9 protein-coding genes and 1 tRNA gene are annotated in these 13841 nt (G+C 42.0%); 8 read left to right on the forward strand and 2 right to left on the reverse strand.

Annotated elements, in window-relative coordinates; genetic code table 11:
* The first annotated feature begins 49 nt into the window (after positions 1-49).
* Positions 50-1519, forward strand: a complete 1470-nt coding sequence (guaB, locus tag H5187_RS04760; protein WP_149982073.1) for an IMP dehydrogenase — start codon at positions 50-52, stop codon at positions 1517-1519.
* 103 nt (positions 1520-1622) lie between these two features.
* A complete protein-coding gene (gene guaA, locus H5187_RS04765) occupies positions 1623-3200 on the forward strand; it encodes a glutamine-hydrolyzing GMP synthase (protein WP_145235498.1) in 1578 nt (525 codons plus the stop codon).
* Between the two features lie 161 nt (positions 3201-3361).
* Here the strand turns inward: guaA and H5187_RS04770 are convergent, their stop codons facing one another.
* Positions 3362-4246: a LysR family transcriptional regulator gene (locus H5187_RS04770; protein ID WP_182797588.1), complete on the reverse strand. Its 885-nt coding sequence runs from the start codon at positions 4244-4246 to the stop codon at positions 3362-3364.
* Positions 4247-4377: 131 nt separating this feature from the next.
* Between H5187_RS04770 and H5187_RS04775 the strand changes: the two genes are divergently transcribed.
* From H5187_RS04775 to rimI, 4 genes are all read left to right on the forward strand, one after another.
* Positions 4378-5733: an MATE family efflux transporter gene (locus H5187_RS04775; RefSeq protein ID WP_182762434.1), complete on the forward strand. Its 1356-nt coding sequence runs from the start codon at positions 4378-4380 to the stop codon at positions 5731-5733.
* 480 nt (positions 5734-6213) lie between these two features.
* Positions 6214-6290: transfer RNA gene (locus tag H5187_RS04780), tRNA-Trp, on the forward strand.
* Between the two features lie 65 nt (positions 6291-6355).
* Entirely contained in the window at positions 6356-6664 is a 309-nt protein-coding gene (locus tag H5187_RS04785; protein WP_145235500.1) for a hypothetical protein, read from the forward strand.
* Entirely contained in the window at positions 6651-7112 is a 462-nt protein-coding gene (gene rimI, locus H5187_RS04790) for a ribosomal protein S18-alanine N-acetyltransferase (protein ID WP_182717138.1), read from the forward strand. The genes H5187_RS04785 and rimI overlap by 14 nt, the downstream gene beginning before the upstream one ends.
* Here the strand turns inward: rimI and H5187_RS04795 are convergent.
* Positions 7098-9779 carry a hybrid sensor histidine kinase/response regulator gene (locus tag H5187_RS04795; protein ID WP_182717137.1) on the reverse strand — a complete coding sequence of 894 codons (2682 nt, stop codon included), beginning with the start codon at positions 9777-9779 and terminating at the stop codon, positions 7098-7100. The genes rimI and H5187_RS04795 overlap by 15 nt on opposite strands.
* Positions 9780-10041: 262 nt before the next feature.
* Here H5187_RS04795 and prfC point away from each other — a divergent pair, with 262 nt between their 5' ends.
* A complete protein-coding gene (prfC, locus tag H5187_RS04800; RefSeq protein WP_145235504.1) occupies positions 10042-11625 on the forward strand; it encodes a peptide chain release factor 3 in 1584 nt (527 codons plus the stop codon).
* A gap of 55 nt (positions 11626-11680) precedes the next feature.
* Positions 11681-13423 carry an arginine--tRNA ligase gene (argS, locus tag H5187_RS04805; RefSeq protein ID WP_182797589.1) on the forward strand — a complete coding sequence of 581 codons (1743 nt, stop codon included), beginning with the start codon at positions 11681-11683 and terminating at the stop codon, positions 13421-13423.
* Positions 13424-13841: the final 418 nt, after the last annotated feature.

Consider the following 13841-nt stretch of genomic DNA (forward strand, 5'->3'; position numbering starts at 1 on the left):
ATTTGGCCGCAATTCCTTAAACAAGATCCACATGTGAGAAGTTGCCAAAATGCTTAGAATTGCTAAAGAAGCTCTTACCTTTGATGACGTACTTTTAGTACCAGGTCATTCTACTGTTTTGCCACACACGGCAAACATTTCAACTCGCTTAACGCGTGGTATCAAACTTAACTTGCCGCTAGTTTCAGCATCTATGGATACTGTTACCGAAGCACGCTTAGCGATTGCGCTAGCGCAAGAGGGCGGTTTAGGTTTTATCCACAAAAACATGACAATTGAAGAACAAGCCAAAAACGTACGTAAAGTTAAAACGTATGAAGCGGGTATTGTTTCTTTCCCTGTTACTGTGACAGCGGATTTAACCATTGCAGATGCAATTGTACTTGCTGAAGAAAAAGGCTTTTCAGGTTTTCCGGTAACGGACGCTGAAAACGGCCTTGTTGGTATTGTTACCAGCCGCGATATGCGTTTCGAAACCAAGCTTGAGCAACCGGTTTCAACAGTGATGACTAAAAAAGAAAAGTTAGTCACTGTAAAAGAAGGTGCTGCGCGTGATGAAATCTTAGGATTAATGCACGAACACCGTATCGAAAAAATCCTTGTTGTTGATGATGCGTTTAAATTAAAAGGCATGATCACAGTAAAAGATTATCAAAAAGCACAAGACAAACCACATGCATGTAAAGATGAACAAGGTCGTTTACGTGTAGGTGCTGCTGTTGGTGTAGGCCCAGGTACTGATGAGCGTATTGCTGCATTAGTCGAAGCGGGCGTTGATGTATTACTAATTGATACCTCACATGGTCATTCTCAAGGTGTTATCGACCGTGTTGCACAAACTCGTCAAACTTACCCTGAACTACAAATTGTAGCAGGCAATGTGGCAACAGCTGAAGGTGCGATTGCGCTTGCCGACGCCGGTGTTGATGCAGTTAAAGTAGGAATTGGCCCAGGTTCAATCTGTACTACGCGTATTGTTACTGGTTGTGGTGTACCACAAATCACAGCTATCTCTGATGCTGTTGATGGCCTAAAAGGTCGTGACATTCCAGTGATTGCTGATGGTGGTATTCGTTTCTCAGGTGATATTGTAAAAGCACTTGTTGCTGGTGCATCATGTGTGATGGTTGGCTCAATGCTAGCGGGTACTGAAGAAGCGCCTGGTGAAGTCGAGCTTTACCAAGGCCGTTACTACAAGTCATACCGTGGTATGGGCTCGCTTGGTGCGATGAACCAAAAAGAAGGTTCATCAGATCGCTATTTCCAAAAATCAAATCAAGCAGACAAGCTTGTGCCAGAAGGTATTGAAGGTCGTGTGGCTTATAAAGGTCCAATCGCGACAATCATTCACCAACAAGTTGGCGGCCTGCGCAGCGCAATGGGTTTAACCGGTTGTGCAACGATTGAAGAATTAAACACTAAACCTCAGTTTGTACGTGTTACTTCAGCAGGTATGGGTGAGTCACATGTTCATGATGTGCAAATCACCAAAGAAGCACCTAACTACCGCTTAGGTTAATAGCTTCAAATCTATTAAAATTACTGGGCTAGCTTCGCTAGCCCTTATTTATTATAGTCATTCAGGTAACCTGAGTGCTAGTTCTTGACTAACGAGACCCTCAATGAGCAAAGACATTCACGATTCACGAATTCTTATTTTAGACTTTGGTTCGCAATACACGCAATTGATCGCCCGCCGTGTGCGAGAAATTGGTGTTTACTGTGAACTGTGGGCATGGGACGTAACGGAAGAGCAGATCCGTGAGTTCAATCCACAAGGTATCATTCTATCTGGTGGCCCTGAGTCAACAACCTTAGAAAACAGCCCGCGTGCCCCTGAGTATGTATTCAATGCAGGTGTACCTGTACTTGGTATTTGTTACGGCATGCAAACAATGGCTACTCAGCTTGGCGGTAGCGTTCATAGCTCTGATAAGAAAGAGTTTGGTTACGCGCAAGTTGAAAAAGTCGGTAACTGTGCATTATTTGATGCCATTGAAGACAGCATTACCGATGGCGGTGAAGGCATTTTAGACGTGTGGATGAGCCATGGTGATAAAGTAATGGAAATTCCAGATACTTTCAAAACCACAGCTAAAACATCTACTTGCCCACATGCGGCAATGTCTAACGAAGAAAAGCGTTTTTACGGCGTACAATTCCACCCAGAAGTAACCCACACTCATCAAGGCCAACGTTTGCTAGAACGCTTTGCGATTGATATTTGTGGTTGTGAAAAACTGTGGACTGCTGCAAAAATCATTGATGACGCCATAGAGCGCATTAAAGATACTGTGGGTGATGACGAAGTAATCTTAGGTTTATCTGGTGGTGTTGATTCATCAGTGGTGGCTATGCTTATTCACCGCGCGATTGGCGACCGTTTAACCTGTGTATTTGTTGATAACGGTTTACTGCGTTTAAACGAAGGTCAGCAAGTAATGGATATGTTTGGCAATAAGTTTGGCCTAAACATTATCAAAGTGGATGCCGAAGAATTATTCTTAGCGGATCTTGCTGGTAAATCAGACCCAGAAGACAAGCGTAAAGCGATTGGCCATACATTTATTAAGGTATTTGATAGCGAATCTAAAAAGCTTAAAAATGCAAAATGGTTAGGTCAAGGTACTATCTATCCAGATGTTATCGAGTCAGCAGCGTCTGCAACTGGTAAAGCGCATGTGATCAAGTCTCACCATAATGTGGGCGGCTTACCAGATGACATGGAAATGGGCTTAGTTGAGCCACTGCGTGAATTATTTAAAGATGAAGTACGTAAAATTGGTTTAGAGCTAGGTTTACCGTATGACATGCTTTACCGTCACCCGTTCCCTGGGCCTGGTCTAGGTGTGCGTGTACTTGGCGAAATCAAAAAAGAGTACTGTGACTTATTACGCCGTGCTGACGCTATCTTCATTGAAGAGCTTCACAAAGCAGAGCTTTACCATAAAGTAAGCCAAGCGTTCACGGTATTCTTACCGGTCAAGTCTGTAGGCGTTATGGGTGATGCACGTAAGTACGATTGGGTTGTTTCACTTCGTTGTGTAGAAACTATCGACTTTATGACTGCACGTTGGTCACATTTACCGTATGAGTTCTTAGGTCTGGTTTCAAACCGCATCATTAATGAAATCGACGGTATCTCACGCGTTGTTTACGATATTTCAGGAAAACCACCTGCGACTATTGAGTGGGAATAATTTTTAGGCCTGAAACGTCTGGCACTAACAGGCATTAAATCTTAATTAAGTCCGCGTAATTGCGGACTTTTTTGTTCGGAACATCACTGAAAAAATGCTGTGACACTTTGTTCTATAAGTCAAAATATAAGAGCAGAGCCTTTCGATTGCGCAGGAAGATTTTATATAGCGTGATTGTTCATTAAGTGGCGCATTTGCTCAGTAATCCAATCTGTTAATTTATTGCTTGGGCTATCGAGTCGTTTTACTATGCCTATTTCAATTAATTGATCCGTTAAGAAGTCGGCTTGAGCTATTTTTATTTGTTCAAAAAACCAATGCGCCTTGGCGATATGCTCAGGCACGATGGCCCAGCCTTGATTCTGCGTTACCAATTCACAAATCAAATAATAACTGTCTAAATCCCAATGATCTGGGCTTAGGGCATTTTCGCGGTTTTCTCCTGAACGGTTGCAGAGTACGAACTGACGGTATTGCTGTAGTTGCGCAAGGGTCAATACATCTTCTTTAGCAAGAGGGTGCTTGTTACCGACAATCAGGATTTTTTTAAAATATCCTAAAGACTGCATGGTTAATTTTGGTGGCAAGGCACTGTTGCTAATCATAAAACCAATGTCGGCTTTTTGATTAGCAATGGCATTGGCAATGTCGTCTTGTGAGCCATTGGTAATAACCAAATGAGTGTTAGGAAATAAATCGCCTACTTGAGAAAAAATAGAATGGATGGTTTCCAGTGGTAAGGCTTCATCCAAGGCGATTCGTAACGAAATGGGTTCTTTGTTCGCAGCTGTAAGTGCTCTTGAATCTAATCGAAGGCATTGGTTAAGCACGGCTCTCGCTTCGGGAAGCATCTCTTTACCCAGAGGCGTTAATACGGGGTATTTAGAGCTGCGATCAAATAACTCAAACCCTAAATCCAATTCTAAATTGGCTATGGCGCTACTAATTCGTGATTGTGCCTTTTGTAATTGCCTTGCTGCTGCAGAAAAAGAACCCTGCTCAGCGGCGGTAACAAAAGCCAGTAATTGATCCAATGTCCAATTCATTCCTATCTCCTAAACGGCCATTTAGCGGCTAGTTAAGCTTTTTAATCCATCCTTTAAGCGGATGGTAACTGATTTTCTTATATCTCAATTAAATATATTATGCCCGCATTATTACCTTCTGGATATTTAAGATGCAAGCTGCCCCACAAGTTCAACCGTCACAATCCGTCGCAGGCACGTTTTGGCGTTTTGCCATTCCTTCCATCGTCGCTATGTTAGTCAGTGGTCTATATCAGATCATTGATGGTTTCTTCGTTGGTCACTATGTTGGGGCAAACGGACTTGCAGGTATCAACATGGCAATTCCATTGCTTGGTTTAATCATGGGCTTTGGTTTGCTTGTTGGTATGGGAGGCGGCAGCGTGTTGTCTAAATATCGTGGCGAGAATAACCTCGTAGCCACTCAAGCAACACTCATCACAGCGCTTTTCTTGATTATTTTGATCGGCTTATTGGCCACAGTTGTGTTTATCGTTTTTGGTCAGAGCCTGCTCAATATTCAAGGCGCGACCGGCGTCACCTTAGAGATGAGTTGGGGTTATGTGCAGATCATGTCGTTTGGGGCGCTTATTTCGATTGGTGCTAGTGCCATGCCGATGTTGGTTAGAAATGACGATAGCCCAAACCTTGCGACGGTATTCATCATTGTAGGTGCCTTGACCAATATTGTCTTGGACTATGTTTTCTTAGGCCATCTTGATATGGGATTAAAAGGTGCAGCTATTGCTACCTTAATTGCTCAATTAACCACTTGTATATTGTGTTTACGTTACTTTACGTCGTCAAAAGCTAAAACCAAGCTATCGGTTAAACAACTTGATAAGACCATCGCCATTCGTATCGTGCAATTAGGGTCGTCAAACTTAGTGATGTTTATCTACTTCAGCTTCGTCATGGCGTTCCATAACATGCAATTTATGGCCTACGGAGACACCACGCAGTTAGCCGCATTCGCGATTGTTGGCTACTTAGCGAGCTGTTATTACTTCTTCGCTGAAGGCTTAGTCAGCGGCTTGCAGCCACCAGTGAGTTACTACTTAGGCGCCAAGCAATACAAACGCATTAGCGAAACCGTAAAACTGGCTTTTTCTGTTACCGTTGGGTCCGGTATAGCTTTGGTAATACTGTTTAACATTTTTCCGGAAATCTTTATCAGCATCTTTACCACAGGCAATGATGCATTACTTGAAGCAAGCAAAAACGGTATTCGTTTACACTTAATGGCATTGTTTTTAGATGGCTTCTTATTCATGGCGTCCATCTACTTCGTCGCCGTTGGTAAAAGCGGACAAGCCCTGTTTGTTTCCGTCGGCAATATGTTGATACAGTTTCCTTTCCTATTCATCTTGCCGAAATACCTAGGTATCGATGGTGTTTGGTTAGCCGTCCCTTTATCTAACATTGCCTTCGCATTGATCGTACTGCCGATGCTATTAAGCAACCTGAAAGGTTTTATGTACATGCATAAACAACAAAGTTTCGTTTAAAAAAACAATAAGAACAAAATAGTAAGGATATTTTCATATCGACGAGCGTTAAATAACTTTGGGGCAAAAGCGAGTTATGTGTTTTAACAACAAGAGTCTGCACCACTTACTATGACTTGATATGTAGCTGGTCGCTCATGTTTTGATACGCTTTAAAAGTGGACAACAAGTTGAGTATAAAAAGTGAATAGAATTGAACTTAACCGCGCTTATTACTGAAAAGAAGCATGGGCTTCGTTGTGATATGGCCGAATCCTCAGTCTGGGCCAAAGCTGAACTAAAACGTCTGCGAGTAGCAAAAAGTAAAAAATGCTGAACATGGATATATATGAAGGCTTATCCTAGTTTAGGTAAGTAATTATAAAAACGGCGGATTAGTTGACTAATTCGCCGTTTTGTTTATTTAAAAAGCAGTTAAACTAAAAGAGTGATTTTTTTCTTTACCTTTAGCGAAACTTCTCTATAATTCGTCGTCATTGCAGGGGCGTAGTTCCAATTGGTAGAACAGCGGTCTCCAAAACCGATGGTTGGGAGTTCGAGTCTCTCCGCCCCTGCCACTTCTTCTTTACATAGCCTTGATTACTTCTTATATTGTTCCAGTGTTTAAGTCTACTGAGTTTTTATGCATCCACGATACGCAGCTATTTTTGGTATAGAAAACCTCGAACTAAATCAGCATTTCCGATTACAGCCAGTCGCTGAACAACGTTCTGATGCACCAAGTGCAGCGCCGCAGGTAAATATAGAGCTAAGTACAACGCTATTGGCTGATTTAAATCGCGCTATTGCGCCATTAAAAATTAGCCAAGTAGTGCAAAGCGATAAGCTTGCATGGCATGATGGTCAATTGAGCTTACCAACCCAGCAGCTTAATGCTGATAATAAACGCGCGCTATGGGCGCTGATGAGCACACACCTTGATAACCTTTGAATCTGTTACTGAATTATCCATTGATGCGCTGATGCGTGTTGAGAACGCGTGTCACACTCATCCGTGGACAGTAAACACTATGCAATCATGTCTCGCTGGACGTTACTTTAATTTAGCTGCGTTTAATGAGCAGCAAATTATTGGTTTTTATATCGGTGAAAAAGCAGGGCCTGATTTTACTTTAATGGATATCTGCGTGGCACCTGATTTTCAGGGGCAGGGGATTGCCAAACAATTGCTTGCAGCGTTTATTGAATACGGCGAAAAACACCACGCTGAAAACTTATTTTTAGAAGTACGTGAAACCAATACTCGTGCCATCGCCTTATATGAGCAGGCAGGCTTTAGTGAAATGTCGGTACGTAAAAATTACTACCCAAGTAGTGACCCATCAAAAAATGGCCATGAAGATGCTATCTTAATGGGAATGACATTACTTTTTGGTTAATGACTGTTCTTGTTGCAAGGTATATTTTATCGCTTCAATTAAGCTCAGTGCTAAATAATCACGGCGGTTGTGATCACGGCCACGTAAATTATCTTCAAGTGTGGCCGCCGCATGGTGAATATTACTAAAACCAAAACAACCAGCACTGCCTTTTAAACTATGGGCCAGCGCTCTGAGCTGCTCCCACTCACCATTATTGTATAGCTGCGTAACGTCGGTTAAATAACCTGGCAGTTTTAAGCGATAGTTGTCGTTGATCTGTTGAAATTTTTCGCTGTTTAGCAAGCTATCCCATTTATTCTGGCTGTCTTTTTCAATATTTAAATAGCTAACAAGCACACTTTCTAAGGCATCTTTATCGATAGGCTTAGCCAGTGCTTCGTCGCAACCGGCTTGCAAATAGGTGTTTACGTCATCTTTCATAACATTCGCGGTAAGTGCAATGATCGGCCCATCGTAGGCTGCATGGCGGAGCATTTGTGTGGCTTCTAAGCCGCCCATTACCGGCATTTGCATGTCCATAATGATTAATTGATAGTCATTCACCAGCGCCATTTCAACAGCTTCTGCACCATTGTTGGCTATATCAGGCTCAAGCCCCCATGTTTGCAGTAATAACTTGATTAGTACTTGGTTGTCAGGGTTATCCTCGGCGACTAATATATTGGCATCAAAGCTATTTTCTGCGAATGAAAGCTGTAAGTCCTTAGCGGGAGTTAATTGGCTTAACTCAGTCAGCATTGGCACTGTTTGTTGTTTATCAGCAGGTAAGTTACAGGCAATTTGCACGCAGAAACAGCTTCCTTGGCCTGGCGTGCTTGTTACATAAACATCACCACCGAGCAATTGTGCTAAATTTTTAGAAATACATAAGCCTAAGCCAGTGCCGCCAAAGCGTCGTGTTGTTGTTGTATCAGCTTGTTCAAAAGGTTTGAATACCCGCTCAACTTCTCGCTCTGACATGCCAATACCGCTATCTTTAATGGCAAATTCTATGAGTTGTAAATCACTGTTATAGGTAATATCTAATTCAATTAAACCTTGCTCGGTAAACTTCACTGCATTGCTGGCAATATTAATGAGAATTTGCTTTAAACGAGTGCTATCACTATTAATTATGCGCGGTAATGGTAAGTGAAAATTGATATTGCAGTTAAGTTTTTTCTCTTGTGATAAAGGACGAATAATCGAATCAATATCATGAACTAACTGCACAATATCTAGCGGTTCTTTTTCAACAGCTAATTTTTCGGCTTCGATTTTCGACAAGTCTAAAATATTATTGATGAGTTCAAGTAAGTGTTTAGAGTTACGTAATATAGTATTTAGGTGCCAAGCGTCGCCGGTTGTATTTTGGCTGTGTAATAGCTGCTCAGTAAAGCCCATGATGGCGGTTAGTGGTGTACGTATTTCATGACTCATATTGGCTAAAAAGCGGCTTTTTAATTGGTTCGCTTGTTCCGCTTGGGCAATGGCCACCTCGAGTTGACTATTCATGGTTTCAAGTGCCTTGGTACGGCTTTCGACTTTATCTTCTAAGTGATGTTTATATTCTTCAAGTTCGTCTTGATAATGACGAATTTGGTTCACCATGTGATTAAAATCATTAAATAATACCCCCACCTCATCATTATTATGTGCAGGCAAATATACCGACAAATCGCCGTCACCTACTCGATGGCTGGCTGCCCCAAGTAACTCAATTGGGTTAAGTAGTAAATTACGTACCACAATAAAAATCAGCATCGGCAGGGTGATCACTGAAATAATCACAATCAAGGCGGTGATCAAACTGATCGCTTTGCCCGATTGATACAGTAAGGCTTTGGGGATGGTCGAGACATAATAATAACCGCCGCTCATTTGGATGGCGTAAATCATCCGTTCAACTTTATCAATACTCGATAACTCTATGGTTGAGAGCTTACCTAGATCGGCTAAGTCGTGAATTTGTTGCAGCTCATATTCGCTAATATATTGACCGCGCTTATTGTAGTCTGAGCTAAATAATATTTTGCCATTGCTGGTCAGTAATAAATTTAAGGTATTGTTATAGGGCGCTTCTAAAATGCTGGTATTTAAAATCGATGGCTCAACATGCAACACAATAAACCCTAATTGTTGCGGACGTTTAAGGTAGTAATCAGCACTGTAAATACGTTGAATAAAATACAAACTGGTAGTGCCATCTTGTTTTTGCACCATAAACTGTTGTTGGCGTAAGTTACTTTGTAAAACTTGTGAGAAAAATGGATAGCTGGTTGGTGCGGTATTTAAATTACTGGAGTAATAGGCGTCGCTTTGACCATCCGGAGAGACTAAATTTACGCTAACAATATCGGGGTAAGCTTCTGAATAGCTTGCAAATACATCCATTAGTGCGCCTAGACGACGGGTGTAATTGCCGTTATCGCGTAAGTCATCTGCTAAAAAGTCACTTAGTACAGGGGAGGCCGAGAGTAACTTTGTAGTAGAGTGAAATGAATCGATGTAATTGAACATTTTTTGTTGTTGCTGTTCAACAAAACGGCTAACAATGAGCTCGGCTTGTTTTTGTGTGGAGCTGGTAACGTTGGTGAGAGTAAAGCCACCTAAAAACAATAACGGTAAAATCACCAAAGGCGTGATATACCATAATAATCTTATACTTAACTTACTTGTTCTCATACCCAAACAAAATATCCTCCATGTAATCTATCAATAGTATGCGTTAGCGTAAAATTACACAAGTTTAGTGCGTTCGCTGCAGCAAACGGGTTGAGCTGATTTTAAACCAAGTTATCGGCTAATTACTTGCAATCGTTGCTTTTTTGGCTAAGACAAACAAGGTATAATGTGACTAATTCTATTTTATATTTACAGTGCGTAGCGAAGACCTGTGCTTAGGTTTGTTTTTGGTTGCGCCTTGTTATGACTTAAAGCGGCTTACATGTCTAATTTATTAAACGAAATCAATACGCGACGCACGTTCGCGATCATCTCGCATCCGGATGCTGGTAAAACTACCATCACCGAAAAAGTACTGTTGTTCGGACAAGCTATTCAAAAAGCGGGTACCGTTAAAGGCCGTGGCTCTAATCAACATGCCAAGTCTGACTGGATGGAAATGGAAAAAGAGCGTGGTATCTCGGTCACGACCTCTGTTATGCAATTCCCATATAATAAAGCGCTAGTAAACCTACTTGATACCCCAGGACATGAAGATTTCTCTGAAGATACTTATCGTACCTTAACTGCGGTCGATTCATGTTTGATGGTGATCGATGCGGCTAAAGGTGTTGAAGATCGTACTCGTAAATTAATGGAAGTAACGCGCTTACGTACCACGCCAATTGTCACATTTATGAATAAATGTGACCGCGATATTCGTGATCCGATGGAGTTGTTAGACGAAGTTGAAACAGAGCTAAATATAGCTTGTGCACCGATCACATGGCCAATTGGCTGTGGTAAAGAGTTTAAAGGTGTTTATCATATTCACCGCGGCGAGACCTTGTTATACAAAACCGGCCAAGGTCATACTATTCAAGAAGTACGCAGCATTAAAGGGCTTGATAATCCTGAGCTTGATGCAGCGATCGGCGATGAGCTTGCTGGGCAACTGCGTGAAGAGTTAGAACTTGTTATTGGTGCATCGCACGAATTTGATTTAGAGCTATTTTTAGCGGGTGAGTTATCACCAGTGTACTTTGGTACTGCGCTTGGTAACTTTGGTGTTGATCATGTGCTTGATGGCCTAACTGAGTGGGCACCAACGCCATTACCGCGTGAAACAGAAGACCGAACTGTTGTTGCAACAGAAGAGAACTTCACTGGTTTCGTATTTAAAATTCAAGCGAATATGGACCCTAAGCACCGTGACCGTATTGCGTTTATGCGTATTGTGTCGGGTAAATACAGCCAAGGCATGAAAATGAACCATGTGCGTATAGGTAAACAAGTCAGTATTTCTGATGCGGTAACCTTTATGGCGGGTGATCGTGAGCGTGCAGGTGATGCTTTTGCAGGTGATATTATTGGTTTACATAACCACGGTACGATCCAGATAGGTGATACCTTCACACAAGGTGAAAAGCTTAAATTTACTGGTATTCCAAACTTTGCGCCGGAATTATTCCGCCGCATTCGTCTGCGTGATCCACTTAAGCAAAAGCAATTATTAAAAGGTTTGGTGCAGCTATCTGAAGAAGGTGCAGTACAAGTATTTAGACCGCTTATTAATAACGACTTAATTGTAGGCGCGGTTGGTATATTGCAGTTTGATGTGGTTGTAGCGCGTTTGAAAGCAGAATATAACGTAGATGCTTTATACGAAAGCGTAAATGTAAATACCGCACGTTGGGTAAGTTCGACTGACGTTAAAAAGTTTGAAGATTTTAAACGTAAGTGCGAAAGCAACTTAGCGCTTGATGGTGGCGATAACTTAACTTACATAGCGCCGAGTCGTGTAAATCTTAACTTATCAATTGAGCGCTATCCAGAAGTGACATTTAACCACACGCGTGAAAATTAGACTCAAATTTTAATTTAAAGCCCGCTAACGCGGGCTGGTAAAGGTAATAAATTACATGAATATTCGTACCCTACTAATTGAAAGAGCCATCGCAGCCATGACTGGCGCTGGCTTACCAGCAGATACTAACCCTGCGGTAACACAGAGTACCCGCCCACAATTTGGTGACTACCAAATTAATGGTGCAATGGGCGCTGCTAAAAAAATGAAAAGCAACCCGCGAGAGCTTGCACAACAAATTATTGATCACTTAGATGTAAGTGATATCGCAGATAAAACAGAAATTGCCGGCCCTGGTTTTATCAATATTCACCTAAAACCTGAGTTTTTAGCGCAAAGCTTAAAAGCGGCAAACCAAGATGCAAAGCTGGCTGTTGCTGAGCATGCACAACCGCAAAAAGTAGTGGTTGATTACTCATCACCTAATCTTGCTAAAGAAATGCACGTTGGGCATTTACGTTCAACGATCATTGGCGATGCAGTAGTACGCGCACTGGAGTTTCGTGGCGATACGGTTATTCGTCAAAACCATATGGGCGATTGGGGCACGCAATTTGGTATGCTGATTGCGCATCTGGAAGATCAAATCAGCCAAGGTGTTGATTTAGATTCTGTGGCACTTGCTGATCTAGAAACCTTCTACCGCGACGCTAAAAAGCGTTTTGATGATGAAGACGGTTTTGCAGATAAAGCGCGTGATTACGTAGTAAAACTACAAGGTGGCGACGCGCATTGTGAAAAACTATGGAAGTTGTTTATCGCAACCTCGGTAAAGCATTCTGAAGAAGTATACAAACGCTTAAATGTAACGCTTACACCAGACGACATCATGGCTGAAAGTGCTTATAACAGTGAACTGAACAATATCATTAAGTTATTACAAGATAAGAATATTGCCGTTGAGTCACAAGGCGCACAGGTGGTGTTTTTAGATGAGCTGGCAAATAAAGATGGTGAGCCATCAGTGTTTATCGTGCAAAAGTCAGGTGGCGGTTTCTTATACGCAACCACCGATTTAGCCGCCTGTGATTACCGTTCAAACAAGTTAGGCGCAGCCCGCATTTTAATTTTTGTTGATGCGCGTCAAAGCCTACACTTCAATCAAGTAGAGCTTACTGCACGTAAAGCCGGTTTACTACGCGATGAAACTAGCTACGAATTTTGCCCATTTGGCACCATGATGGGTGAAGACGGCAAACCATTTAAAACGCGTACAGGTGGCACGGTAAAACTTGCTGATTTACTTGAAGAGTCAATCACTCGAGCTGCTGCTAAGCTTGCTGAGCGTGAGTCTGACTTAACTGATGAAGAGCGCAGTGAAATTGCCCGTAAAGTAGGTATTGGCGCAGTTAAATATGCAGACCTTTCTAAGCACCGAACCAGTGATTACATTTTCAACTGGGACAGTATGCTTAGCTTTGAAGGGGCAACAGCACCTTACTTACAATATGCTTATACTCGTGTACGCAGTATTTTCCGTAAATCAGGCGTAGACGCAGCAAGCTTAAACGCAGATGTCGCTATTGTTGAGCCGCAAGAAAAAACTCTTGCACTTAAACTACTGCAATTAGAAGAAGTACTTGATCAAATGATCAGTGAGGCAACACCGCACGTATTATGTAGTTACCTATACGAGCTTGCCAGCCTATACATGACCTTCTACGAAGCTTGCCCAGTACTTAAAGAAGGCGTAGAGCCAAGTGTACGCGATAGCCGTTTAGTGCTGTGTAATTTGGTAGCGGATACGCTGAAAACGGGCCTAGATCTTTTAGGCATCGAAGTCATGGAGCAAATGTAATCTGCTGCGTGTAGTTCGCTTTAGCTTCGTTAATGAGTTTATTTAGCCTAAGTCACATACAAAATACGTATGCTCCTTGGCATAAATAAACTCACTGCCTTGCTAGCGCTCCTACACTTGCAGATGTGTAGTTTGGCACTTAGTTACTGACCCTAATCACATACAACTACGTATGCTCATAGGGATAAGTCGAGTGTCCGCCTTATCTTAGACTAAACTTCTTAGGTGAACGTCTGCTGTGTGTAGTTCGCTTTAGCTGCGTTAATGAGTTTATTTAGCCTAAGTCACATACAAAAGTGACAAGGTACTAGGAAGAAATAGGCCCTAGGTTCTAAGAATAGTTTGACACACAGATAGTTGTTTATAAATTTTTGAAGAACCTAGAACCTAGAACCTAGAACCTAGAACCTAGAACCTA

Origin of the sequence: Pseudoalteromonas sp. SG44-1 (genome assembly GCF_014164315.1) — a bacterium.
Lineage (GTDB): Bacteria > Pseudomonadota > Gammaproteobacteria > Enterobacterales > Alteromonadaceae > Pseudoalteromonas > Pseudoalteromonas rhizosphaerae.

What these genes read in the sequence shown, in the direction of transcription:
- guaB (WP_149982073.1), top strand. Translation starts at nt 50, where the DNA reads ATGCTTAGAATTGCTAAAGAAGCTCTTACCTTTGATGACGTACTTTTA.
- guaA (WP_145235498.1), top strand. Translation starts at nt 1,623, where the DNA reads ATGAGCAAAGACATTCACGATTCACGAATTCTTATTTTAGACTTTGGT.
- H5187_RS04770 (WP_182797588.1), bottom strand. Translation starts at nt 4,246, where the DNA reads ATGAATTGGACATTGGATCAATTACTGGCTTTTGTTACCGCCGCTGAG.
- H5187_RS04775 (WP_182762434.1), top strand. Translation starts at nt 4,378, where the DNA reads ATGCAAGCTGCCCCACAAGTTCAACCGTCACAATCCGTCGCAGGCACG.
- H5187_RS04785 (WP_145235500.1), top strand. Translation starts at nt 6,356, where the DNA reads ATGCATCCACGATACGCAGCTATTTTTGGTATAGAAAACCTCGAACTA.
- H5187_RS04795 (WP_182717137.1), bottom strand. Translation starts at nt 9,779, where the DNA reads ATGAGAACAAGTAAGTTAAGTATAAGATTATTATGGTATATCACGCCT.
- prfC (WP_145235504.1), top strand. Translation starts at nt 10,042, where the DNA reads ATGTCTAATTTATTAAACGAAATCAATACGCGACGCACGTTCGCGATC.
- argS (WP_182797589.1), top strand. Translation starts at nt 11,681, where the DNA reads ATGAATATTCGTACCCTACTAATTGAAAGAGCCATCGCAGCCATGACT.